This is a genomic window from Arthrobacter sp. Y3221048 (assembly GCF_059092685.1).
This window is the reverse complement of sequence record NZ_JBNHHX010000001.1, coordinates 465,140-489,139: the sequence shown is the minus strand read 5'-3', so window position 1 is coordinate 489,139 and position 24,000 is coordinate 465,140. Positions and strand designations below refer to the sequence as shown.

The 24,000-nt window shown below is 67.2% G+C and carries 23 protein-coding genes and 1 tRNA gene; 17 read left to right on the top strand and 7 right to left on the bottom strand.

Annotated elements, in window-relative coordinates; genetic code table 11:
- Positions 1 to 220: 220 nt before the first annotated feature.
- From pstS to pstB, 4 genes are all read left to right on the top strand, one after another.
- Positions 221 to 1,333 (top strand): phosphate ABC transporter substrate-binding protein PstS, encoded by a 1,113-nt coding sequence (gene pstS / locus AC5RVS_RS02290; RefSeq protein ID WP_493988481.1) that lies wholly within the window; start codon positions 221 to 223, stop codon positions 1,331 to 1,333.
- A gap of 149 nt (positions 1,334 to 1,482) precedes the next feature.
- A complete protein-coding gene (gene pstC, locus AC5RVS_RS02285) occupies positions 1,483 to 2,409 on the top strand; it encodes a phosphate ABC transporter permease subunit PstC (RefSeq protein ID WP_493988482.1) in 927 nt (308 codons plus the stop codon).
- The gene (gene pstA, locus AC5RVS_RS02280; protein ID WP_493988483.1) at positions 2,409 to 3,524 is read left to right on the top strand and encodes a phosphate ABC transporter permease PstA; all 1,116 of its coding nucleotides are present in this window, start codon (positions 2,409 to 2,411) and stop codon (positions 3,522 to 3,524) included. Before pstC ends, pstA begins: the two co-directional genes overlap by 1 nt.
- A gap of 27 nt (positions 3,525 to 3,551) precedes the next feature.
- Complete coding sequence (gene pstB / locus AC5RVS_RS02275) at positions 3,552 to 4,331, top strand: phosphate ABC transporter ATP-binding protein PstB (protein WP_493988484.1); 780 nt, start codon at positions 3,552 to 3,554, stop codon at positions 4,329 to 4,331.
- Between the two features lie 91 nt (positions 4,332 to 4,422).
- Here pstB and AC5RVS_RS02270 read toward each other — a convergent pair whose 3' ends face one another.
- The 3 genes from AC5RVS_RS02270 to AC5RVS_RS02260 form a co-directional block, all read right to left on the bottom strand.
- Positions 4,423 to 5,433: an inorganic phosphate transporter gene (locus AC5RVS_RS02270; RefSeq protein WP_493988485.1), complete on the bottom strand. Its 1,011-nt coding sequence runs from the start codon at positions 5,431 to 5,433 to the stop codon at positions 4,423 to 4,425.
- Positions 5,434 to 6,051 carry a nuclease PIN gene (locus AC5RVS_RS02265; RefSeq protein ID WP_493988486.1) on the bottom strand — a complete coding sequence of 206 codons (618 nt, stop codon included), beginning with the start codon at positions 6,049 to 6,051 and terminating at the stop codon, positions 5,434 to 5,436. It abuts the gene before it with no gap.
- A gap of 504 nt (positions 6,052 to 6,555) precedes the next feature.
- Positions 6,556 to 7,203 (bottom strand): hypothetical protein, encoded by a 648-nt coding sequence (locus AC5RVS_RS02260; protein WP_493988487.1) that lies wholly within the window; start codon positions 7,201 to 7,203, stop codon positions 6,556 to 6,558.
- Between the two features lie 191 nt (positions 7,204 to 7,394).
- Between AC5RVS_RS02260 and AC5RVS_RS02255 the strand changes: the two genes are divergently transcribed.
- The 4 genes from AC5RVS_RS02255 (at position 7,395) to AC5RVS_RS02240 (ending at position 10,495) form a co-directional block, all read left to right on the top strand.
- Positions 7,395 to 7,467 (top strand) — tRNA-Lys (locus AC5RVS_RS02255).
- A gap of 597 nt (positions 7,468 to 8,064) precedes the next feature.
- The gene (ectA, locus tag AC5RVS_RS02250; RefSeq protein WP_493988488.1) at positions 8,065 to 8,574 is read left to right on the top strand and encodes a diaminobutyrate acetyltransferase; all 510 of its coding nucleotides are present in this window, start codon (positions 8,065 to 8,067) and stop codon (positions 8,572 to 8,574) included.
- Positions 8,575 to 8,706: 132 nt separating this feature from the next.
- Positions 8,707 to 9,978 (top strand): diaminobutyrate--2-oxoglutarate transaminase, encoded by a 1,272-nt coding sequence (ectB, locus tag AC5RVS_RS02245; protein ID WP_494106953.1) that lies wholly within the window; start codon positions 8,707 to 8,709, stop codon positions 9,976 to 9,978.
- 118 nt (positions 9,979 to 10,096) lie between these two features.
- Positions 10,097 to 10,495, top strand: a complete 399-nt coding sequence (locus AC5RVS_RS02240) for an ectoine synthase (RefSeq protein ID WP_494106952.1) — start codon at positions 10,097 to 10,099, stop codon at positions 10,493 to 10,495.
- Between the two features lie 205 nt (positions 10,496 to 10,700).
- Here the strand turns inward: AC5RVS_RS02240 and AC5RVS_RS02235 are convergent, their stop codons facing one another.
- Complete coding sequence (locus AC5RVS_RS02235; RefSeq protein ID WP_494106951.1) at positions 10,701 to 11,981, bottom strand: MFS transporter; 1,281 nt, start codon at positions 11,979 to 11,981, stop codon at positions 10,701 to 10,703.
- A 272-nt stretch (positions 11,982 to 12,253) separates the two neighbouring features.
- On the opposite strand from AC5RVS_RS02235, the gene AC5RVS_RS02230 reads away from it, so the two are divergent.
- On the top strand, positions 12,254 to 12,886 hold the full coding sequence (locus AC5RVS_RS02230) for a hypothetical protein (protein WP_494106950.1): 633 nt from the start codon (positions 12,254 to 12,256) through the stop codon (positions 12,884 to 12,886).
- Between the two features lie 119 nt (positions 12,887 to 13,005).
- Positions 13,006 to 14,451 carry a glycosyltransferase family 2 protein gene (locus AC5RVS_RS02225; RefSeq protein WP_494106949.1) on the top strand — a complete coding sequence of 482 codons (1,446 nt, stop codon included), beginning with the start codon at positions 13,006 to 13,008 and terminating at the stop codon, positions 14,449 to 14,451.
- A gap of 34 nt (positions 14,452 to 14,485) precedes the next feature.
- Here the strand turns inward: AC5RVS_RS02225 and AC5RVS_RS02220 are convergent, their stop codons facing one another.
- Positions 14,486 to 15,388: a LysR family transcriptional regulator gene (locus AC5RVS_RS02220; protein ID WP_494107301.1), complete on the bottom strand. Its 903-nt coding sequence runs from the start codon at positions 15,386 to 15,388 to the stop codon at positions 14,486 to 14,488.
- 183 nt (positions 15,389 to 15,571) lie between these two features.
- Here AC5RVS_RS02220 and AC5RVS_RS02215 point away from each other — a divergent pair, with 183 nt between their 5' ends.
- Together AC5RVS_RS02215 and AC5RVS_RS02210 are read left to right on the top strand one after the other, a co-directional pair.
- Positions 15,572 to 19,000, top strand: a complete 3,429-nt coding sequence (locus AC5RVS_RS02215; RefSeq protein ID WP_494107300.1) for a bifunctional proline dehydrogenase/L-glutamate gamma-semialdehyde dehydrogenase — start codon at positions 15,572 to 15,574, stop codon at positions 18,998 to 19,000.
- A 65-nt stretch (positions 19,001 to 19,065) separates the two neighbouring features.
- Positions 19,066 to 19,368 carry a GNAT family N-acetyltransferase gene (locus tag AC5RVS_RS02210; protein ID WP_493988494.1) on the top strand — a complete coding sequence of 101 codons (303 nt, stop codon included), beginning with the start codon at positions 19,066 to 19,068 and terminating at the stop codon, positions 19,366 to 19,368.
- 48 nt (positions 19,369 to 19,416) lie between these two features.
- Here AC5RVS_RS02210 and AC5RVS_RS02205 read toward each other — a convergent pair whose 3' ends face one another.
- Positions 19,417 to 19,947 carry a hypothetical protein gene (locus AC5RVS_RS02205; protein ID WP_493988495.1) on the bottom strand — a complete coding sequence of 177 codons (531 nt, stop codon included), beginning with the start codon at positions 19,945 to 19,947 and terminating at the stop codon, positions 19,417 to 19,419.
- A gap of 278 nt (positions 19,948 to 20,225) precedes the next feature.
- Between AC5RVS_RS02205 and AC5RVS_RS02200 the strand changes: the two genes are divergently transcribed.
- Positions 20,226 to 20,456: a hypothetical protein gene (locus AC5RVS_RS02200; protein WP_494106948.1), complete on the top strand. Its 231-nt coding sequence runs from the start codon at positions 20,226 to 20,228 to the stop codon at positions 20,454 to 20,456.
- A 210-nt stretch (positions 20,457 to 20,666) separates the two neighbouring features.
- Entirely contained in the window at positions 20,667 to 21,068 is a 402-nt protein-coding gene (locus AC5RVS_RS02195; RefSeq protein ID WP_494106947.1) for a hypothetical protein, read from the top strand.
- Between the two features lie 64 nt (positions 21,069 to 21,132).
- On the opposite strand, the gene AC5RVS_RS02190 is transcribed toward AC5RVS_RS02195, so the two are convergent.
- The gene (locus AC5RVS_RS02190; protein WP_494106946.1) at positions 21,133 to 21,381 is read right to left on the bottom strand and encodes a DUF6458 family protein; all 249 of its coding nucleotides are present in this window, start codon (positions 21,379 to 21,381) and stop codon (positions 21,133 to 21,135) included.
- Positions 21,382 to 21,557: 176 nt separating this feature from the next.
- On the opposite strand from AC5RVS_RS02190, the gene AC5RVS_RS02185 reads away from it, so the two are divergent.
- The 3 genes from AC5RVS_RS02185 (at position 21,558) to AC5RVS_RS02175 (ending at position 23,999) form a co-directional block, all read left to right on the top strand.
- Complete coding sequence (locus tag AC5RVS_RS02185) at positions 21,558 to 22,496, top strand: hypothetical protein (protein WP_494106945.1); 939 nt, start codon at positions 21,558 to 21,560, stop codon at positions 22,494 to 22,496.
- Positions 22,497 to 22,567: 71 nt separating this feature from the next.
- Positions 22,568 to 23,389, top strand: a complete 822-nt coding sequence (locus AC5RVS_RS02180; RefSeq protein WP_494107299.1) for a LamB/YcsF family protein — start codon at positions 22,568 to 22,570, stop codon at positions 23,387 to 23,389.
- Position 23,390: 1 nt separating this feature from the next.
- The gene (locus AC5RVS_RS02175) at positions 23,391 to 23,999 is read left to right on the top strand and encodes a 5-oxoprolinase subunit B family protein (RefSeq protein WP_494106944.1); all 609 of its coding nucleotides are present in this window, start codon (positions 23,391 to 23,393) and stop codon (positions 23,997 to 23,999) included.
- Position 24,000 lies beyond the last annotated feature (1 nt).

Genomic DNA, 24,000 nt, shown 5'->3' with positions numbered 1-24,000 from the left:
CGCGGACCCCTGCGCGGCAGCGGCCCTTAGTATGAGTGCGCTCACAAAGGCAAGACCCGCACGCGGTCGGTTAGCAAACTGTCCGGTCTTGTTCACCTTGCGTTCACTTTCACCGTGCACATTCTTTACGTGGCGCCCATAGCCTCGAAGGAGCACGACGTCAGGGCGGATTTACGTCCGGTCGTCCTGATCCGTTCTCACCCTGAAAGGGACCATACACGTGAAGGCATTTCGCATCGGCCGCGCGGCCGCCGTCCTCTCCGTTGCAGCGCTGGCGCTGACCGCCTGCGGCTCCGACAACGCCACCGGCAGCCAGGCCGCTGCCGGCAGCACCGAGACGGCAGCAACCGTTTCGGGCACGCTCTCCGGCGCAGGCGCTTCCTCGCAGGATTCCGCCATGCAGGCCTGGATTGCCGGCTTCGGCGCGCAGAACCCGGAGGCCAGCGTGCAGTACTCGCCGGACGGCTCGGGTGCCGGCCGCGACGCCTTCCTGGCCGGCGGCGTTCAGTTCGCCGGCTCGGACGCCTACATGGACGAGGAAGAATGGGAGCAGGCCAAGGAGGTCTGCGGCCCCGACGGCGCCATGCACATCCCCGGCTACGTCTCCCCGATCGCCGTGGCGTTCAACCTCGAAGGCGTGGACTCCATCAACATGGACGCCGAGACCATCGCCAAGGTCTTCCGCGGCGAAATCGCCAAGTGGAACGACGAAGCCATCGCTTCGCAGAACGAGGGCGTGGAGCTGCCCGACACCCCCATCACGGTGGTCCACCGCTCCGACGAGTCCGGCACCACCGAGAACTTCGTGGAGTACCTGGCTGCCGCAGCCGGCGACGTCTGGACCGATGAAGTCTCCGGCGAGTGGCCCGCCAAGCTCCAGGCCGAGAACGCACAGGGCACCTCCGGTGTGGTTTCCGCCACCACCGCGACCAACGGGGCCATCACCTACGCCGACGCTTCGGCCGTCGGCGACCTGGGCACCGTGAAGGTCAAGGTCGGCGAGGAATACGTCGAATTGAGCCCCGAGGCCGCTTCCAAGGCCGTGGAGGCAGCCACCCCGGTTGAGGGCCGCGGCGACGTGGACATGTCCCTGGACCTCGATCGCGACACCACCGAGTCCGGCGCCTACCCCATCGTGCTGGTTTCCTACCACATCTACTGCTCGACATATGCTGATCAGAACACCGTGGACCTGGTGAAGGCCTTCGGCAACTACGTGATCAGCGAAGAAGGACAGCAGGCCGCGCAGGACTCGGCCGGCAATGCGCCGATCTCCGAGACCCTGCGCGAGCAGGCCAAGACGGCTATCGACTCCATCTCGGTGAAGTCGTAGCCCTCACGAAGTCCGGTTGGCCCCGCGCCGTCGCAGTTTGACGCGCGGGGCGCAGCCGTGTTCCGGCCGGGGCGAAATTGCCCGGACGGAACGAAGCCGCAAGACTGGCAGAACAGCTAGACGAAGTACAGAACCCGAAGGGTTGTGAAGTGTCCCAAACATTGACCGAGACCGGCCAGGGCCGCGCCGGCGACAAGGTCTTTTCCGGCCTCGCGCTTGCCGCGGGGTGCCTGATCCTCTTCGTGCTGTTCTGCGTGGCGGCATTCCTGCTGTGGCAGGCCCTGCCGACGTTCGGGGCAGACCCCGCCGATATTTCCGGCGGAAACGGCTTCTGGGGCTACATCTGGCCCATCGTCATCGGTACGTTGATCGCCGCGGCGATCGCCCTGCTGCTGGCGACCCCGGTGGGCGTGGGGGTCGCGCTTTTCATCTCCCATTACGCACCGCGGCGGCTCTCCCAGGGCCTCGGCTATGTGGTGGACCTCCTGGCCGCCATCCCCTCGGTGGTCTACGGAGCCTGGGGCATGACCGTGCTGGCCCCCGCGCTCGTCGGTCCCTACACCTGGCTGGCGGAAAACGCCGGCTGGATCCCGATCTTCGAAGGACCCGCCAGCCAGACCGGCAAGACCATGCTGACGGCCGGAATCGTGCTGTCCGTGATGATCCTGCCGATCATCACCTCGCTCAGCCGCGAGATCTTCCTGCAGGCGCCCAAACTCCATGAGGAAGCGGCCCTGGCCATGGGGGCCACCCGGTGGGAAATGATCAAGATGGCCGTCTTCCCGTTCGCCCGGCCAGGCATTGTCAGCGCGGTGATGCTGGGCCTGGGACGCGCGCTCGGTGAGACGATGGCGGTGGCCATGGTGCTCTCCGGCGGCGGGCTCATCGCCAGCCTGATCAAGTCTGGCAACCAGACGATCGCCGCCGAGATTGCGCTGAACTTCCCTGAAGCGTACGGGCTGCGGTTGTCCGAACTGATCGCCGCCGGCCTGGTGCTGTTCGTCATTACCCTGGCCGTGAACATGGTCGCCCGCTGGATCATCAGCCGGCACAAGGAATTCTCGGGAGCCAACTGATGTCCAAACTGCTCACTGACACCCCCGCCCCGACCAAGCGCAATACGCTCACCAAGAACCAGATGCCCGGCTGGGCCATCTGGGCCGTTGCTGCCGGCTCGCTCATCCTGGGCGCCGCACTCTCGTCGCTGATCGGTTTCGGCCTGGTCTCCTGGGCGTTGTTCTCAGCGGTGATCTTCGTGATTGCCGGCTACGTGGTGACGCTCTCGGTGGAGGGGTCGCGCAAAGCCAAGGACCGCTTCGCCACCAACCTGGTCTTCGCGGCGTTCATCATCGCGGTCGTGCCGCTGATCTCCGTGATCTGGACCGTGCTGCAGAACGGCGTCGCCGGGCTGAACTACAACCTGGTCTTCACGTCGATGAACGGCATGACCGGCATGATCGACAACGAGACGACCGCCAACGGCACCGACGTGCTCGGCGGCGCCTACCACGGCATCGTCGGCACCCTGCTGATCACCCTCTGGGCCACCATCATTTCGGTGCCGATCGGCCTGCTCACGGCGGTCTATCTGGTCGAATACAGCAAGGGCGGCCCGCTCTCGCGCGGCATCACCTTCTTCGTGGACGTCATGACCGGCATCCCGTCGATCGTGGCGGGCCTGTTCGCTGCCGCGCTGTTCGGGCTGATTTTCGGCCCGAGCACCCGCACCGGCTTCGTGGCCGCCGTCGCCCTCTCCGTGCTGATGATCCCGGTGGTGGTCCGCTCCACCGAGGAAATGCTCAAGATCGTCCCGAACGAGCTCCGCGAAGCGTCCTACGCGCTGGGCGTGCGCAAGTGGCGCACCATCCTGAAGGTTGTGGTGCCGACGGCGATTTCCGGCATCGCCTCCGGCGTCACCCTGGCCATCGCCCGCATCATCGGCGAGACAGCCCCGCTCTTGGTCACCGCGGGCTTCGTGAACAGCATCAACTGGAACGTGTTCGGCGGCTGGATGACCACCCTGCCCACGTTTATCTACCGGCAGCTGATGAACCCGACCTCGCCCACCAACGTGGACCCCAGCGTGCAGCGTGCCTGGGCCGCTGCGCTGATCCTGATCGTCTTCGTGATGCTGCTGAACCTGATTGCCCGGCTGATCGCCCGCATCTTCGCCCCCAAGACCGGCCGCTGAGCCAGAACCAAAGAGAAGGAAACCCCCATGTCCAAACGCATCGACGTCAAGGACCTGAACGTCTACTACGGCAACTTCCGGGCGGTGGAAGGCGTCAACATCAACATCGACGCCAAGTCCGTGACAGCTTTCATCGGCCCCTCCGGCTGCGGCAAGTCCACCTTCCTGCGCACGCTCAACCGGATGCACGAAGTGCTTCCCGGCGCCCGGGTGGAGGGCGAAGTCCTGCTCGACGGGGACAACCTCTACGGCCAGGGCGTGGACCCGGTGACCGTGCGCAGCCAGATCGGCATGGTCTTCCAGCGCCCCAACCCGTTCCCCACCATGTCCATCCGCGACAACGTGCTGGCCGGGGTCAAGCTGAACGACAAGCGGATTTCCAAGTCGGACGCGGACGCGCTGGTGGAGAAGTCGCTGACCGGCGCCAACCTGTGGAACGAGGTCAAGGACCGGCTGAACAAGCCCGGCTCCGGCCTCTCCGGCGGCCAGCAGCAGCGTCTGTGCATCGCCCGCGCCATCGCGGTGTCCCCGCAGGTGATCCTGATGGACGAGCCCTGCTCGGCGCTGGACCCCATCTCCACGCTGGCCATCGAGGACCTGATCGAGGAACTCAAGACGGAATACACCGTGGTCATCGTCACCCACAACATGCAGCAGGCGGCGCGCGTGTCGGACAAGACGGCGTTCTTCAACATCGCCGGCACCGGCAAGCCCGGCAAGCTGATCGAATACGGCGATACCCCGTCGATCTTCAGCAACCCCACGCAGAAGGCCACGGAAGACTACGTCTCCGGCCGCTTCGGGTAAACCCGTCCCACAACCAGGACGACGGCGGTGCCACCCCCCTTGCGGGCGGGAGGCGCCGCCGTCGGTGTTTAAGAACGTCCCCGCCGGAGGGCTAGAGCATCGGATCCAAGGCCAGCAGCAAGATGGCTCCAACGAGCGAGGTTGCCAGCAGGGTCAGCACCCAGGTGGCCAGCACGCGGCTGGCCACCCGCCAGCGCACGGCGTGCATCCGCTGCGTGGACCCGGCGCCCAGAATGGCCGCCGTCATGGTGTGCGTGCTGGAGAGCGGCATGTGCAGCCCGATGGCACCGACGAACAACATTGCGGAGCTCACTCCCTGCGCGGTGGCGCCGTGCAGGGGATCAATCCGCACCAGCCGCGACCCGAGCGTGTGCGAGATCCGCCAGCCGCCGAAGAGCGCGCCCACGGCCAGCAGTACCGCCGCGAACAACTGCACCCACAGGGGCATCTGGTCGTCGGAGGCATAGCCGGCCGCGGCCAGTCCCAGCAGCACCACGGCCATGGTGCGCTGCCCGTCCTGCAGGCCGTGGCCCAGCGAGAAGGTGCCGGCAAAGACCGCCTGGGCCAGCCTGGTGGTCCGGCCGACCTCGCGCGGCGTCCGGTACCGGGCCAGCCACGTCAGCGGGACGATCGCCAGGTAGGAGAGCACGAACGCCACCAACGGCGACAACAGCAGCGGCAGGATCAGCTGGCCCCAGATCGGGTTTTCCGTGGCACTGATGTTTTCGCCGCCCAACAGGGTGGATGCCGCCCCCGCCCCGATCAGGCCGCCGAGCAGCGCATGCGTGGACGACGACGGCATCCGCTGCCACCACGTGAATACTCCCCAGGCGCAGGCGCTCAGCAGCCCGGCCAACAGGATGCCCAGCCCGGACCGGCCTTCGGGCAGGCCGATCCATCCGGTACTGATCACCAGGGCCAGGGTGCTGGAGATCAGCGCACCGGCCAGGTTGCAGACAGACGCGAGCACGACGGCGACACTCGGGGTGAGCGCGCGGGTGCGCACCGAGGTGGCCACAGCGTTGGAGACATCATGGAAGCCGTTGATGAAGGCAAAGCAGCCGGCGAAAGCAACCACCAGCACCAGGAGGAACAGCTCCACCTACGATTCCTTGACCAAGATCTGGCCTACGTGGTGGGAAGCCTGGCGCAGTGTCTTGGTGGCGGCTATCAGCTGGTCGGCCACGTCGCGGTGCCGGGCCAACGTGGCGCCCTTGTGCTCGGACAAAAGCTCCGAGACCCACACCCGGTGGGTGCGTTCGGCCCGTTTGGCGAGCCGGACCATCTCGATGCAGTACTCGTCGAGGTCCTCCAGGGAGTTCAGCCGCGGCATGGCGTCGCGGGTCATCTCCGACATCCGCGCGATGACCTCCAGCTGCTCCGAGGCCCGGGTAGACAGGCGCTTGACCCGGTTGAGTGCGATCAGTTCCGCGGCGCCGTCAAGGTGTTCAAAGGTGTGCACCAGATGCAGCGAAAGCTGGAACATGTCCTCGCGGGGGAGCGGATTGACGAAGCTGGTACGCAGCGTGGTCAGCAGTGCAAAGCGCAGCCGGGAGACGTTGGCGTCGCGGTCGTGCAGCTCTTCGGAGAGCTTGTCGTAGTCGTCCGCAGGCGCCCCGAGGATCTCCGAGAGGGTCTTGACTCCCGCCATCAGCTCGGATGCTGTCTGGGCGAGCAATTCGAGGCTCTTGGTGTCCTGGGGGAAGAGGCTTAGCTTCATGTCACCGGCGGTTTTCTCACTGGTCCGTACGGCGGAAGGGAAGCATCCGCCGTGCCTAGATTAGCGCCTCTTCGCGAACAAAAATTAATGGTGCCGAACTGGGAGCGCCTCTCGGCGGAAGGCCGCTCGAGGCGGCTAAGAGTTGGAGCCCGGGGCTGCCACAGTTCGACACCACCTTCAGTTTTCTACGCCTCACAGCGGATGTCAACAGCCCCGAAAAACCGTGGAAAAACGTGTCAGCACAAGATATCTGTGGTACACGCGCGCGTCGTTCCGGGCGGGTCTTCTCCGGACGGGCCTGCCGTATCCGGGGGCGCCGCTGCGGGCGCCAGGGCGACTGCGGAAGGCTCGTTGGCGGTAAGCCCCGAGATGCCGCACCGGCAACCAGCCGAGCCCGCCGCGCAGCCAAGGCGAAGGCGGTCAGGCCGAGAGGTACCTGGGGCACCTAGTCCAGTTCGCTCGCGCCCCAGGTGAAGGCGCCGGGCCGTGAGGCGTGGCAGGCCGCTAGTCGAGCTCGCCGCGCCGCCAGGCGACCGCGGCCGCTTCCAGATCCTCGGCGGTCTTCACGAGCCGGTGCGAATTAAGCGTCAGTTTGGTGGCATGGTTCTCGTTGGCAGACTCGGCAGAGTCGGCGTGGTGGGTCTGACCCAGCGCGACGATCCGGCAAAAGGCCGCCGACCGGTCAAGGGCCACGTCGAAATCACCGTCGAAGGCGCCGGAGAGAATCGTGTCGGCCATGACGCGGACCTCGTCGGCGCCGGGCGGTTCAGCCACGCCGGCGATGACCTTGGACACTTCTGCCGATGCCGTCCCGGCCTTGAAGTAAGCCGCCAGCTTGTCCGGGTGGGCCTGGGCCGCGGCGCGCAGGGCGTAGAGCCGCCAGAGCGCGCCGGGCAGGGAGCGGGCAGGGCTTTCGGACCACATTTCAGCAATGGCCTCGAGCCCCTGTTGGTCTGCCAGCTTGACCAGCCTCTCGGTCACCTCGGGATCATCGGAGCCGCGCCCGCGGTGCACCAAGGCCTGGGCCGCGAGGTGGGCGGCCTCGGAGACACGTGCCGGGTCGGCGCCCCCGGCGAAGTCCTCAAAATCCAACGGGGCAAAAGGCTTCGGCTTATGCGGCCGGGGGACATCGTTTCCGTTGTTCGGGCTCATGTCTCGACCTTACTCCCGCCTCAGACGCCGGTACAGAGAGGGGTTGCTGCCCGGCCCTGGGACGTTCCGGGGCAGCCAGCAAGGCGGCACCTGAGCGGATTCGGGTGCGCGGTGGTGGGTGCGATAAACTGGGAACTGGCCAAATCCGACCTCGTCAGGGTTTTAACCTTGGGCAGAGCGGACTGGCTGGCGGGCCTTTAGCTCAGTTGGTAGAGCATCGGACTTTTAATCCGCGGGTCGCGGGTTCGATCCCCGCAGGGCCCACCGCGAAAGCGGCTTCGACTGGTTGTTTGCCGGTCGGAGCCGCTTTTTCCATGGCGTCCCGGCTTACAGGCTGAGTCAGCCGCCCACGTCACGCAAACTTGTCCACGTTCAGGCCAAACTGTCCACGTCTTGGCTATCCACAGGCGCGTCCTGCGCTTATATCTACAGGCGCTCCAAAACATGGACAACGGCACGACGGCGCTTCTTCCCCGGCGCCCTAAATGGCTGCAGCCTGCTCGACTGACCGGATCGGGGGGCCTCCAGTCGGCGCGCCGGGTAACTTGCCTCCGGGGCTTCCCGTACGGCGTGGAGAAGCCCGGCCGCGGGCTCGTGCCGAGGCGTGGATAACGGCTTTTCGGGCGCTCCTTGCACGCCTGGTGCCACAGTTTTGGCTAGCCGTCACAAAGCAAATGTCACGAAATGGTAACGATGAGACGGCGCCCGGGCACCGCCGTCGTTGTTCCGCCGAAGCGCAACTGGCACAAGGGATCCGGCGGAATCGGGCCTGGACGGCACAGCCCGCGAAAGCGTCCCAATCCTTGTCAAGTCGGGGAATGTCAGGTTGATAACGTCTCTGATCTCGTTACGTTTGAGGGGATGGTTGAAGAACTAGCAGAAACCCAGACCAGACCGAGGATCGAAGCAAGCTTCCGTAAACCAACCCTGAACGACGGGCAGTCCCTGTGGCGCATGGCCAGGGATTCCCAGGTCTTGGACCTGAACTCGTCCTACTCCTACCTGCTGTGGACCCGCGACTTCGCCGAGACGTCGATTATCGCCACAGTGGACGGCGAACCGGCCGGTTTCATCACCGGCTACATGCGCCCCGGCGAACCAGGCACTTTGATGGTGTGGCAAGTGGCCGTGGACCGGCGGTTCCGCGGCCGCAGGCTGGCGGCGGACATGCTGGACCGCCTGGCCGGACAAGTCTTGGCCGAGCGGGTGGAAACCACCATCACAGCGGACAATGAGGCCTCCGTCCGGCTGTTCGCCGGCTTCGCGTCGCGCCGCGAGGCGCCAATGGAACGCGAACCGCTCTTCACCGAAGAGCTCTACCCGGACGGGCACGACACCGAGTACCTGTTTCGGATCGGGCCGCTCAATTAATCCTGCCGGCGTTCGCCGCCGGCCAAGCACCACCTCCACCAACGCACATCCGCATGAATCGACCTGCGGCTGCTGCGGCGCTGTCCCCTACCCGGGCCGTCCGCTGCCGCACTGAGGAAGGAAGCGTATTCCATGACTGACATTTTCGAGACCCTTGAGTCCGAGGTCCGCGGTTACTGCCGCAGTTGGCCCGCCGTGTTCACCCGCGGCGAGGGCAGCACCCTGACCGCCGAGGACGGAACCACCTACCTGGATTTCTTCTCCGGCGCCGGTGCGCTCAACTACGGCCACAACAACCCGAAGCTGCTGCAGCCTCTGCTGGAGTACCTGGCCAGCGGCGCGGTCGTGCACTCGCTGGACATGAAGACCCCCGCCAAGCGCACGTTCCTGGAAACCTTCCAAGAGGTCATCCTCGAGCCGCGAAACCTCGACTACAAGGTGATGTTTCCCGGCCCCACCGGCACCAACACCGTGGAGGCCGCCCTGAAGCTGGCCCGCAAGGTGACGGGCCGCCAGCACATCCTCTCCTTCACCAACGCGTTCCACGGCATGACGCTGGGTTCGCTGTCGGTGACCGGAAACTCGATGAAGCGCCGGGGCGCGGGCATCCCGCTGACCAATAGCTCCAAGATCCCCTACGACGACTACTTCTCCGGCGAAACCACCGATTTCCTGTGGCTGGAGCGGGTGCTGGAAGACAGCGGCTCGGGCGTGGACAAGCCCGCGGCCATCATCGTGGAGACGGTCCAGGGCGAAGGCGGCCTCAATGCCGCCCGGGCCGGCTGGTTGCGCGGCCTGGCTGACCTGTGCAAGAAACACGGGATCCTGCTGATCGTCGACGATGTGCAGGCCGGCTGCGGCCGCACCGGGACGTTCTTCAGCTTCGAGGAAGCCGGCATCACCCCGGACATCGTCTGCCTGTCCAAGTCCATCTCCGGCTACGGCCTGCCGATGGCGCTGACGCTGTTCCGTCCCGAGCTGGACGTCTGGGGCGCCGGCGAGCACAACGGCACCTTCCGCGGGCACAACCCGGCCTTCGTGACGGCTACCGCGGCGCTGGAGACCTACTGGCGGACCGGCGAGTTCCAGAAACAAATCCAGGCCCGGGCCGTGCAGCTGCACGAGGGCCTGGAGCGGATCGCGGGCCTGGTGGAGGGCGCCAGCGTGCGCGGCCGCGGCCTGCTGGCCGGGGTCAAATTCCCGGATGACGAGACCGCCGGGAAGATCGCCGCGGTGGCCTACGAAAACGGCCTGCTGGTGGAAACATCCGGCCCGGAGGGCGAAGTGGTGAAGCTGATGCCGGCCCTGACCATCAGCGCAGCCGAACTGGACCGCGGCCTGGATCTCCTGGTCGACGCGACCCGCGCGGTGACCGCTGTGCCGGAGCTGGTCGGAGCCCTCTAGGGCCCGTCGGCCGCACGCTGGCGCGCGCCGGCCGCACCCTGGCGCCCGCCGCGCCGTGTGGCCAAGCCGCCCCTGCACACCTTTAACGAAACTTCCTGACCCCACCTGAGGAGTACCGATGCTTGTTACCAACCTGAACGACCTGAATGACACCGACCGCGACGTAAAGTCCGAGACCTGGCGGAGCCGCCGCATGGTGCTGGCCGGGGAGGGCGTGGGCTTTTCGTTCCACGACACGGTGATCTACGCGGGCACCACCTCCACGTTCCACTACGCCAACCACATCGAGGCCGTCTACTGCGTCCAGGGCGAGGGCACGCTGACCAACGAGGTCACCGGCGAAGTCCACGACCTGCGGGACGGAACCATGTACCTGCTGGACGGGCACGAGAAGCACACGGTCCGCGCCACCACCGAGTTACGCATGGCCTGCGTGTTCAACCCGCCGGTCACCGGCCGCGAAGTCCACGACGAGAACGGCGTCTACCCGCTCATCGAGGCCGAGCCGGCCCACTGACTCCGGCAGCAGGCGGGCCCAACCGGCAACCTTGCCGTCCGCTTCATCGGCGCGCCGGAATTCACCCGGCCGGCCGGTAGCACCGGGATGCCGCCAGTGAACTGACGTGATGCAACGACGGCGGTGGCCCGCCTTCCGCAGCAACCCTGCGGACGGCGGGCCACCGCTTTTTGCACGCCCGAGGTGTTGCCGGGGAAGCCTGGTGCTAGCCGGCCAGTTGCGGGAGATCGTCAGGGAGGTCGCCGTGGCGGGCGTGGCGGAAGTCGGACGCCGCCAGTCCTGCCGCCACCAACACAAAGCAGGCAGCCGCCACCCAGATGATCGGCGAGTAGCCCCACGCATCGGCTGCCAAGCCGCCTAGCGGCGCCCCAATAACGATCATCGCGCGGTTCATGGACCGTGTGGTGGTGTTCATTCGCGCTTGGAGCCGGTCCGGTGTGAGGGCCTGCCGATAACCCATCTCGTTTGCGTTCTCGGCACCCATGGCGAGGCCACACAGTAACTGTCCGACGGCGACGATGAAGATTGCCTGGCCCGGTCCCTCCATGAATGAGGCCATCGCGATGATCGCCCAGGAGACAGCCATCGAAGCCCGGCAGACGATCACCACGAGGCCGGCTCCCCAAGACAGGCCCCACCGGCTGGAGAATGACGCACCAATCAGGGCGCCTACCCCGGCGCAGGCCAGCACCGCACCGAATTCGAAGGGGCCGAGGCCCAAGCCAAGCAGCGCATAGGGAACGAAGACGGTCACTAGCACGCTGTTGGCAAGGAACCAGCCGTGTGTTGAAAGAGTCAGCGGCCCGAGCATCCGATGCCGGTAGGTGAAGCGCAGCCCTTCGACGATGTCGGCCCACAGGCTCTGGCCGCCAGTGGTGGCGGGTGGGGCCGGTTCCGGAGTCTTCAACAGACCCACCACAACTGCCGAGTAGAGATAAGTCATCGAGTTCACCAAGACCGCCAGCGGCGGTCCCAGCAGTCCGACCAATCCGCCGGCCAAGGCCGGTCCCGATGCCTGGGCCACGGACGCACTCTGGTCCAGCCGGGCGTTGGCCGCGAGCAGTGCCTGTTGCGGAACCAACCGCGGCAGGAACGATTGCGATGCAGAGTCATTGAGCAGCGACAGTACGCCGAAGCCGGCCACGAAGGCGACCAGGACCGGCAGCTCCAGACGGTCCAGCAACCAGAGCAGCGGAATAAGGCCCAGCAGCAGCCCGCGGCCCAGATCCGTGCCGATGAGTACCGGGCGACGTCGGCCCCGTTCCATCAGCGCCCCGACCAGAAGGCCCAGCACGGCGTACGGCAGCCAGCGCGCGGCGTTAACCAGGCCCACTTCCACCGCCGTCCCGCCGAGCGTCAGGACCACCAGTACCTGCAGGGCCACGGTGGTGAAATACGCGCCGAACTCGGAGACGGTCTCGGCGGTCCACCACGCGAAGAAGCCGGGGAGCCGGAAGACGTCCTTGCCGCGGCCTTCGGGGGTCATCCGAACAGTCTGCCAGCGCCGCCGCCGGGCTCGCCAAAGGACCCGCCGATCTCAGCTTCCGGCAGCCAGCACTTTACCCAGCACGAGTTTGGTTCGACCGCGGCCCAACCCACACCAGCAAGAAGCCTGCGCACCAGGTAGCCGGGAATCCTCGGGACGGAGATGTGCACCAACTCTATAGGGGGTGGGATTGGTGGTTAATGGTTGCCGCGTCCGCGAGGTGCAATGCACAATGCAGTAACGGCAGCGGTCGACGGGGACGGGGCATACCGATGGCAACAAATTCACGGACCGAGCCAAAGCGAACCGTGCTGAAGGAAAAGTCGGGCACGTGGACAGCAATCCTGATCTGGGTCTCCGCTGCAGCGGCGCTCGTGTTGCTGTTCGCCCAGTCGCAGGAAGAATCCCTCCTGCGGTGGATAGTGTGGCCTTTGGTGGCGGCTTCGTTCGCCTACATCTTCCTGTGGCTTCCACGCCTTGCCTATGATGACGACTCCGTTCTCATCACCAATAGCTTTCGGTCCCATGCCATTCCCTTTGCCGTCGTCGATGACGTCAGCGTTGGCAGTGCCTTGAAGATCAGGACCGGGGCCAAGACCTACACAAGCTGGGGTGCGCCCTTTCCTCAAAATGCGCGGGCCGCCGGCAACCAGCACAGTGCGTCAGTGGGACCGGCCACGATCACCCCTTGGGACCGAACTACCTCTTCCGGCCAACGGCAGGGGCTGGAGCAGCATCCGCTAGTCCGAGCGTGGACAAGATCCAGGTCCAGCCTCCTGAATTCCGAACCGCCACTCGGACCTGCAGTCGTCACCAGTTGGAACACAGCGGCCGTTGCGGTGGCTGTCCTGTGCGTCCTCTTGCTCTGCGGACAGCAGGTCGCGCTCGTGGTACTCAACAGCTGAGAGCAGTTCTGCCACGCTGCCCTTTGCTACGGAAACCCCTCGCGATTTCGCTACTCACCGGCATTCAGCTCGATTGCAGTGGCAGAATGCATTAACTGCTACCGATCGAAGGGGACCGAGTGGCCATCAAGGACAAGCTGGCAGGCGCACGGCGCAAACTGAAAAGGATTGCGGCGCGGGCCGGGCAGTTTCGCGTGCGCGAGAGTGACTCCGGGCCAACGGCCAGTGCGCAGACCGCGCGGGTGGCTGTGGTGATCCCGGTGTTTAACGCGCTGCCCTACCTGAAGGAACTGCTGGAGTCGCTGGCTTCACAGGACATGGACCCGGCGCTCTTCGAGGTCATCGCCGTGGACGACGGCTCCACCGACGGCGGAGGCAAGCTGCTGGACGAGTACGCCGCGCGGCATCCGAACTGGCGGGTCATCCACCAACAGAACAGCGGCTGGCCGGGAAAGCCCCGCAATGTGGGGATCGCCGCCAGCAGTTCCGACTACGTTTTCTTCTGCGATGCGGACGACAAGCTGGGGCCCGAAGCGCTGCGCCGGATGGTCGAGTTCGCCGACAAGCACCAGGTCGACGTGCTGGCCCCGCGCATGGTCGGAATCGGTGGCCGGCGCGTACAGTCCTCGCTCTTCGCCGAGACCGTGCCGGACGTTTCGGTGCGCAGAATCCTGGGCACGCTCTCACCGCAAAAGCTGATCCGGCGTGAGCTGCTGGATACACACGGCATCCGCTTCCCGGAAGGCAAAATTCGGCTGGAAGACGGCATGATGCTCACCCGCTGCTATCTGGCCTCCCGGAGGAACGCGATTGCGGCCGACTACGACTATTACTTCATCCGCACCCGCGACGATGGAACCAACATCAGCTCCGAGCGCGCCATCCCCGAGGGGTACACCGGATCCGTCGCGGAAATCGCGCGGATCATCAAGGAGAACCATCCGGACCCCGAGCATGCCGAGCTTCTGGTGCTGGACCTGTACCGGCGCAAACTCCTCCGCTTCTACGTGCCCGCCCGGTACCGGTCTATGTCCCCGGGCACGCGGCAGCGGTGGGTGGCGGCCCATGCTGCCTTCGTGGACCAGCACATTCCGGAACGACTGGAAGAACAGCTGACATTTCCCTACCGGCAGCGCTCGCAGCTCATCCGCAGCCGGGATGCGGAAGGCCTGTTGAAGCTGACGGCCACCGAGGAAGCGCTGAAAGCGATTCCGCGGGCCCTGCTGCCCCAGCTTGACGGGGAGTCGGTGTCATTGGGGCTGGTGTTCGAGCCGGCGGCAGAGTACGAATCGGTCAGGCTGCTGGCACGCGCCCGCGGGACCGAAGACGAGGTCGGCTTTGCGGTCAGGCACGACGGCGGCGCCTACCGTGCGGTAGTGCCTCGGAGTGAGCTGGCCGGCCTGGGCGCGGTGCTGGTGGATCTGTTCGTGCAGCTCCGGTTGGACGGCATAGACGGTCCGGCCCGCAGGATCCTGGCACCGGAGCAGGGGCTGCCGCTCATTTCCGGAGGCCTGCGCGCCTACGCCACAGTCCATGGAAACCTCAGCTTGGACCAGCGCCGGTAGCACGCGGCGCCGGGGGAGGCACCGGGGCCAAGACTCAGGCCGTAATCTCCCGTGCCGTTGCCTCCAGGACTTCCCGGAACGCCAGGATGGCCGGCCGGTTGGCAGAGCCGCGGCGGACTGACGTGAAGACCGTGCGCCGCGGAAGGCCCGGCAGGTCCAGCAGCTTGCACGTGGTGTCCCGGCCGGTCCACACCAGGTCCGGCATGAACGCCACCGCATTGCCGGACTCTATCAGCCGGATCTGCGCCTGCAGGTCGGCCGTTTCAAACCGCACATCCGGCTCAAATCCGGCCTGGCGGCACGCCTGCTCCGCCCAATGCCGGGAAGCTGCGCCGTGCGGCTCCATCACCCACGGCAGCCTCCGGGCGTCGTCGACGGAGGCGACGGTGGTTCCGGCCAAGGCGGAGGGCGGTACCGCGAGTCGGATGGCGTCGCTGGTCAGTTTCTGGCGGTCCAGTTCCGGATGGTGCGGTGCCGCGTGGCCGGGGTATTGCTCGGCCACGACCAGGTCGAAGTCGCGCGCCCACGTTTCGTACAGCGCCGTCTCCGGTTCGCGCTGGACCATCTCGATCCGCACATCCGGGTGCCGCTGCCGCATGGCGGTGAGGGCCTCCGGCAACAGGGCCAGTGCCGCGGATTGAAACACCGCCAGCCGGACGGTTCCGGTCACCGTGGTCAGCGACGCCGCCAAGTCCGTTTCGGCCCGCTCGAGGGTGGACAGCAGCGACTCGGTGTGTCCGACGAGGATCTCGGCCTGCGGCGTGAGCTGCACGCGGCGTCCGGCTTTTCGCAGCAGCGCCACCCCGGCTTCCTTTTCCAGCAAGGCCAGCTGCTGGGAAACGGATGACGGGCTCAGGTTCAGCGCGGCGGCCACCTCGGCCAATGTTCCGCGGACTTTGACCTCGCGCAGCAGCCGCAGTCTCCGGACATCCAGCACGGCAACTCCATCCATCAGGAAAACCAATGATTATCAGTCGGAAAAGATCGCTTTTACTTCACGAAGTCTAGTCCCATACTGGTCCTGACTGAGCATTGCAATTACGTTGAAGGGACAGATGCTGCCGTGACCGATTCCCTGAAGGAGGCTCCGGTGCAGACCACTCACCTGGCCGAAGAGCAGATGGCAGACCTCGCCGCCGACTCCATCAAACTGGTCCGCCACTGGCTGACCGAGGCCGAGAAGGTCCCCGCCGACGCCTCCGCCCGACAGCTGGCCGGCGTCCTGAATGACCCGAACGGGTTGGATTTCACCGTGGGATTCGTCGACGGCGTGATCCGGCCCGAGGACCTGAGTGTTGCCGCCCGGAATTTGGCCGCGCTGGCACCGAAGGTTCCGTCCTTCCTGCCCTGGTACATGCGGGCTGCCGTGCGCGTGGGAGGCACCGTGGCCCCGGTCCTCCCGCACGTGGTGATTCCGGTGGCCCGCCGGGTGCTGCGCGAAATGGTGGGCCACCTGATCGTGGACGCGACCGACGCCAAGCTCGGCCCGGCCATCGCGAAGATCCGCCGGGAAGACGTCCGGTTGAACATCAACCTGCTGGGCGAGGCCGTCCTGGGAAGCCGGGAGGCGGAGCGCCGGCTCGAAGGCACCAAACGGCTGCTGGCCCGCGACGACGTCGACTACGTGTCCATCAAGGTTTCCTCCACCGTGGCACCGCATTCGCACTGGGCCTTCGACGAGGCGGTGGAGCACGTCGTCGAAAGCCTGACGCCGCTGTACCGGCAGGCCGCCGGGTCCCCGAAGCCCAAGTTCATCAACCTGGACATGGAGGAGTACAAGGACCTGGAGATGACCATGGCGGTCTTCACCAGGATTTTGGACAAGCCGGAGTTCGAGCAGCTGGAGGCCGGCATTGTGCTGCAGGCCTACCTGCCGGACGCGCTGAAGGCCATGATCCGCTTGCAGGAATGGGCCGCCGCCCGCCGTGCCCGCGGCGGCGCCGCGATCAAGGTGCGCGTGGTCAAGGGCGCCAACCTGCCCATGGAGCACGTGGAAGCGTCGCTGCACGGCTGGCCGCTGGCCACCTGGGGAACCAAGCAGGATTCGGACACCAACTACAAGCGCGTGATCAATTACGCCCTGCATCCGGACCGGATCGGCAACGTGCGGATCGGCGTCGCCGGGCACAACCTGTTCGACGTCGCGTTCGCCTGGCTGCTGGCCAAGCAGCGCGGCATCGGACACCTCGCGGGGGCCATCGACTTCGAGATGCTGCTGGGCATGGCCCAGGGCCAGGCCGAAGCGGTGAAGAAGGACGTCGGGTCGCTGCTGCTCTATACCCCGGTGGTCCACCCCGGCGAGTTCGACGTGGCCATCGCCTACCTGATCCGCCGGCTCGAAGAAGGCGCCAGCAACGAGAACTTCATGTCCGCGGTCTTCGAGCTCAGCAAGAACGAGCACCTCTTCGAGCGCGAGAAGCAGCGCTTCCTCGCCTCGCTCGAGAATCTCGACGACGACGTCCCGGAACCGAACCGGCAGCAAGACCGCACCAAGCCGGAACCCGCCCGGCCCGTCGATTCCTTCGACAACATCCCGGACACCGATCCGTCCCTGCCCGCCAACCTGGCCTGGGGCCGGGAGATCCTGTCCCGCGTACCCGGCTCAAAGCTTGGCATCGACACCGTCGCCGCCGCCGAGGTCAAGGATGAGGCGCAGCTGGAGCAGGTGATCGCCACGGCCGTCGAGCAGTCCAAGAGCTGGGGCGCGATGAGCGGCGCCGAACGTGCCGAGGTGCTGCACAGGGCCGGCGACAAACTGAATGCCAACCGCGCCCGGCTGTTGGAGGTCATGGCCGCCGAGGCCGGCAAGACCCTGGACCAGGGAGACCCGGAGGTGTCCGAGGCCGCCGACTTCGCGCACTTCTACGCCGAGTTGGCGCGCATGCTGGACACGGTAGACGGCGCTGAATTCGTTCCGTCCAGGCTGACCGTGGTCACCCCGCCGTGGAACTTCCCGACGGCGATCCCCGCCGGAGGCGCACTTGCGGCGCTGGCCGCGGGCTCCGCCGTCGTGATCAAGCCTGCCAAGCAGGCGGCCCGCACCGGGGCCGTGATGGTGGAAGCGCTGTGGGAGGCGTTGGACGAAGCCGGGGTGCCGCGCGATGTCCTGCAGCTGGTGCAGCTGGGCGAGCGCGAACTGGGCCGGCAGCTGATCTCGCACCCGGACGTGGACCGCGTGATCCTCACCGGCGCCTACGAGACCGCAGAGCTGTTCCGCTCCTTCCGCCCGGACCTGCCGCTGCTGGCCGAGACCTCGGGCAAGAACGCCATCATCGTCACGCCCAGCGCCGACTTCGATCTGGCCGCCAGGGACGTTGCCTACTCCGCGTTCGGCCATGCCGGGCAGAAGTGCTCCGCGGCCTCGCTGGTGATCCTGGTGGGATCCGCCGCCACCTCGCCGCGCTTCCGCAACCAGTTGGTGGACGCGGTCACCTCCATGAAGGTGGGCTATCCCCAGGATCCGGCCACCCAGATGGGCCCGGTCATCGCCCCGGCCGACGGCAAGCTGCTGGACGGGCTGACGACGCTGGGCGCCGGCGAGAGCTGGCTGATCCGGCCTGAACAGCTGGACGGGACCGGCAAGCTCTGGAGCCCGGGCGTGCGCACCGGGGTGAAGCGCGGCTCGCGCTACCACCTGACCGAGTTCTTCGGACCGATCCTCGGGGTGATGACCGCCGAAACGCTGGAAGAGGCGGTCGCCATCACCAACGACATCGAGTACGGCCTGACGTCGGGCCTGCATTCGCTGGACCGGGACGAGCTGGACTACTGGCTGCAGAACATCCAGGCCGGCAACCTCTACGTGAATCGCGGCATCACCGGCGCCATTGTGCGGCGCCAACCCTTCGGCGGCTGGAAGAAGTCCTCGGTGGGGGCCGGAACCAAGGCCGGCGGTCCGAACTACCTGATCGGACTCGGCGACTGGGAGACCGCGCCGTCAACGGCCACCCCCGACATTGAAGGCGCGGCGGCGAAGCTATTGGAGGCGGGCCGGCGTGCGGGCAAGGCGCTGTCCGCGGACGAGCTCGCCGTGCTGGAGCGCTCGCTGCGTTCCGATGCGGCGGCCTGGGCCGCCGAATTCGGCGTGGCCAAGGACGTGTCCGGCCTGACCGCCGAGCGCAACGTGTTCCGCTACCTGCCGGTGCCGGTCACGGTCCGGCTCTCCGACGGCGAGCCGCTGGCCAAGCTGGTCCGCGTGCTGGCCGCCGGCGTGCGGGCGGGATCCGAGGTAACGGTGTCCACCGCCGTCGAGCTTCCCGCGGCGTTGCAGGCAGTGGCCACGGAGTTGGATCTTGCCGTGGCGGTGGAGGACGACGACGCCTGGCTGGCCCGGGTGCCGCGGCTAGGCGCCGGGCGGATCCGGTTGATTGGCGGGGATCCCAAGGCGCTCGCCGTCGCCACCGGCGGGCGGCCGGACGCGGCGGTCTATGCCCACGACGTCACCGAAGCCGGCCGGGTGGAGATGTTGCCGTTCCTGCACGAGCAGGCCGTCAGCATCACCGCGCACCGCTTCGGAACGCCCAACCACCTGGCCGACGGTCTGATCTAGCCGGTGGCAGCCCACCCGGGCGGCGGTGTATTTGCACCGCCGCCCGCGTGTGTCAGGCTCGGGCTATGGCTGACAACCTCTCTTTCCAGCTGAACGAGGATCTCAGGCGCTACGAGGTGCTGGCCGCCGGGTCCCTGGCCGGGTACACCGAGATTCAGGCACACGGCGGAACCGTGGCGTTCACCCATACGCGGGTGTTCGATGAGTTTGCCGGCCGGGGCCTCGCCGGCAAGCTGGCACGCCATGCGCTGGACGACGTGGTCGCCGACGGGAGGAAGATCGTGCCGTACTGCGAGTACATTGCGGATTGGCTGCACAAGCATCCGGAGTACGAGCCGCACGTCGAGTGGCCCGAAAGCCCCGAATAGGATCCGGCAGACGCAATATGCCGGGTTCCCGCCGCCTGGCGGGTGCGGTCAGGGGTGCCGGCGCATCCAGCTGACGGCGTGCAAGGTCAAGGTGCCGGCGACGGTGAGCAGCCCGGCGATCAGGACCATGGGGGCGATGGAGGTCAGGACGAAAATCCACGGCGGCCCGTAGATGCCGGTGGGGCCGAGCATGGCGTCCATCTCGATGAAGTGCGGTGCGATCGAACCCCAGACTCCGAACCCGGCCAGCCCCAGGCCCAGCACCCACATCGCCGCCAGGAACGGATTGACCTTCCAGCGGTTCGGCGCCGCTGCCGTCCCCGCCGTCACGACGGCGTCGGGCGGAATGACTTCGGCAATCCCGGTCGCCTGGGCTGCGCCGTCGGCGCTCAGGTCCGTCGCAACGGTCGAATTCGTTGCGGCCGTGGAGGATGCGGGGTTCAACCGGACCTCCGGAGTGGTGACGGGCTGGGGAAGCCGGGCCGCGGCCGGCCGGGCCGCCGTCCGCGGAGTGCCGGCCGCTTCACCGCCGCGCTGGTAGATCGCGTCGTACCGCTGGTCGAACTGTGATGCGGACATGGTCCCCCTTCTCGCCGGCCTTTGCTTGAATCTACCGGACGCCGGGCGGCGCTGTTAGGCTGTGCGCCATGGGAATTCTGATTTTCGAGTAACCAGGTCTTGGACCGGTCAAGCCGACAACCAAACAAGGCTTGCTGAGGCTGTACCTCGCGAGTGGTTCCCTGATCCCACCCCCGCTCTCACCCGGATGATGCTCCGGGTATTGTGGCGTCTCCAGTCTCTACGACTGGTGCGGCGGACCAGTTTCCAGCAGGCTCCTGAAATATCGAAGGAGAGCCATGACTGACATCGATCCGCGGGCGCATAAGCCCGCCGAATCCCGTGAACTAAACATCCACCTCGCTCCGGCCGCCGCGGCCAAACTGACCGAGGAGCAACAGGCGAGGCTGGCCTCCCGCCGTGCGGCGAATGCCGGCGACCTGGCTGGCTGGCACAGCATCGGCAACAGCCACAAGCCGAAGCACGCCAGCGGCCGGCAGGGACCGCCCGAGAAAAAGGTCCGCTGGTAACACCTGCCGGCAGAGCGCCGACCAGTGCCCCGGTGGAAGATTCCGCCGGGGCACTGCCCTGTTTCAAGGTGCGCCGCCTGTTCCAAGGTGCGCCGCCGTGTTGAAGGCAAGCCGGTCCTGCGGATGGCGCCCGGGGAACCGGGTGCCCTGTGCCTTATATAGGGTGGCAGGAGGGCGCCCGAGCGGGCGGAGCTAGGGGAGGAATACGCTATGAGGCCCGACGTGCGGCGGATGTTGCTGATCCAGGCCGGCAACGTCCTGCAGTTCGCCATCGCCGCGGGCGTCGTCGTCGTGGCCGTCGACACCATGACAGCCTTCTCACTGGGCTTGCGGCAGGCCCCGGAGGGCGGCGGCACCTTGGCGGGCTTCGCCCTGGCCGGCGCCATCGCCGTCGTCGTCCTCGCGGTTTTTGCCTACCGCTGGACGGCCCGCGGCGAGCGGTATGCGCCGTTGTTCGCGGTGCTCGGCTGGGCCGTGCTCTGGCTGCCGCTCAGCCTGACGCTGGGCATGGGCGGCGAGGACGGTGTGGGCCTGGCCTACCTGGCCACGCTGGTGTGCGGGGCGGGCATTGTCCTGTCCCTCGTGGCGCTGGGCAGCAAGAAACCCCGTTGATCGCCGACGGCGGGCCTGCCCGCGGGCCGTGGGGCGCGGGCAGGCCGTGCCTCAGCCGGAATGCTTAGAGGCCGCGGGTTTCGTCCCGCCGGACGGTCTCGCCCGTGTTCGGATCCTCGACGCGGCGGCTTTCCGTCACGCGGTGCTCGCGGCGTGGAATGGCCATGATGATGGAGATGATCAGGCCGAGCACGCCGACACCCATCAGGATCCAGCCGATCAGCGTCAGGTCGATGAAATCCACGACGTCAGCAACGGCGAAGGCCAGGATTGCGCCGATAGCAATCAAGGCAATTGATGATCCGATTCTCATAGCCAGCAACTCCTTTGGGTTGGGCGGCCGGCGCAGCAGGCGCTGCCTCCGGCCGTCGTACAGGAAGTACGCGGTGCTTTGTCAGCATACTTGGTGTTGGGAGGAACGTCCCGCAACCGGTGACTTACGCTTAAGGCCGGAACACCATCACGGTGCTGATTGCTCCAGGAGGGTTTGTGGCCAGAGGACGGAAGATCAATCCAGCCATGCGCGTCGCCGCCGATGCGGCATTCGACAAGCACGGCAACCCAAAGCCCGGCGTAACGACCGGCATCATGAAGGCGCTCGACGTCCAGCGGCCGCTGGTACTGGCCCACTTGGACCGGCTGCGGCGCAAGAACCCGGACGCAACGCCGGCCGAGCTGGCCGCGAAGTTGGAAAAGAAATACCTGGCCGCGGTGACCACTGGCGGTGCCGCGGTTGGGGCATCCGCCGTCGTACCGGGCGTCGGCACGGTGGCGGCACTGGGCCTTTCCGCGGCGGCAACTGTGGGCTTCCTGGAAGCCACTGCCCTGTTCGCCCAGTCGATCGCCGAACTGCATGGCATCGATACGGAGAACCCGGAGCGCTCCCAGGCCATGGTGATGGCCATCTTGATGGGCGACGAGGGCAGCTCCCTGATCAAGGAGTTCGCCGGGCAGGCCGGCGGCCGCGGCGGAAATCCGTCGCGGGCCTGGGGAAACGCGGTGGGCAGCAGCATGCCCTCCGGCATGGTCAGCTCGCTGGTGGACAGCATGAAGAAGCGTTTCCTGACCAAACTGCTGGCCAAGCAGGGGACGGCGATGCTCGGCCGGGCGGTTCCCTTCGGCATCGGCGCTGCGGTCGGGGGTGCCGGCAACCACGTGATGGGCCGGCGCGTCATCGACGCCACCCGGACCGCCTTCGGGGAGCCCCCGTTGGTGCTGCCGATGTCCCTGGTGGAGGATTTAACCGACAACCGGTACCGGCTGGGCGAGCTGCCGGCGGTGCCCGGCCGGGTCGCCGCCGGCATGCTGGAGAGGCTGCCCGGCCGCAGGCGGAAGGCGCCGGCGGCCCTCGAGGCGTCCGCTGACCAGGACGGCGACGCCCGCGGCCGCTCCGCCGGCGGACCCGTCGAGGAGGGAACCGGGCCGTGACAGCATCCGGCAGCCGACCTGCCGGCGGCGGCGATGCGGTACGCGGAGCTGAATCGGGGGGCCGGCCGGGCATCGACCTGAACAGCGATCTCGGTGAATCGGTCGACGGGCGGCTGATGGGCGACGACGCCGCGATGTTTCCGCTGATCACCAGCGCGAACATCGCCTGCGGCTACCATGCCGGCGATGACGAGACGATGCTGGGCAGCTGCCGCCGCGCCCTGGAACACGGGGTGGCGGTGGGCGCACACGTTTCCTACCGGGACCGGGCCGGATTCGGCCGCCGGACCCTGGACGTCGCGGCGGCCGACCTGACCGCCGACGTGGCTGCCCAACTCGCCGCCCTCGACCGGATCGCCCGGAGCGCGGGAGCACGTGTGGCTTACGTGAAGCCGCACGGCGCGCTCTATAACCGGATAGTCCACGACCGTAGCCAGGCCGCGGCGGTGGTGGAAGCCATCGGCGCCTTCGACCCCCGGCTTCCCCTCCTGGGGCTGCCCGGATCCGCGGCGCTTGAGCTGGCGGCCGCCGCCGGACTCCCGGTGTTCCGGGAGGCGTTCGTGGATCGCGGCTACCGGGCGGACGGAACGCTAATTCCGCGCGGCGAGCCCGGCGCCCTGCTGGAAGACCTGGAGCAAATTGCCGACCGGGCCGTGGACTTCGCCCGTAGCGGAGCCGCGGATTCGCTCTGCGTCCACGGCGATACCCCGGGCGCGGTGGCGATGGCGCGGCTGGTCCGGGAACGGCTGGCCGCGGCCGGGATCCCCCTGCGTCCCTTCACGGGTGCGGCCCGCAACGGGGCCGGCCACCGCCCGCCCGACGCCGGCGATTCCCGTGCCGCCGGCGCGGCACCCGTTCCCTTTCCCTCCGCGCCGCCCACCCCTGGACGGTAGGGTGCGGATCCTGCCCTTCGGCGCGGCCGCCCTGCTCGCCGAATTCGACACCCTCGACGACGTCCTCGCGCACTACAACGCCCTCAAGGTTGCGCCGCCGCCAGGCGTGACGGAGCTGGTTCCCGCGGCCCGCACCATCCTGGTGACCTTCGACGAACCGGCGGCCGCCGACGTCGTCCGCCGCTGGCTGGAACACACCCCACCGCACGACGGCGGCGCACGCACCACCGGCGACGAGGTCACGGTTGAGGTGGACTACTCCGGGGAGGACCTGCCGGAGGTGGCGCGCATCCTGGGCGTGAGCGAGGCCGAGGTAATGCGGCGGCACCAGCAGTGCGAATGGAGTGCCGCCTTCACCGGCTTCGCGCCGGGCTTCGCGTATCTGGTGGCCCCCGGGAACCCGCTGCAGGTACCGCGGCTGGCCGAACCGCGGACCCGGGTGCCGGCCGGATCGGTCGGCCTGGCGGGCGAGTTCACCGGCATCTACCCCTCCGCGTCGCCCGGTGGATGGCGGCTGATTGGCAGGACCGATGTACGGATGTGGGACGCCGCGCGGGAGCGGCCGGCGCTGATTTCGCCGGGAACGCGCGTGCGGTTCAGGGCGGTGTAGC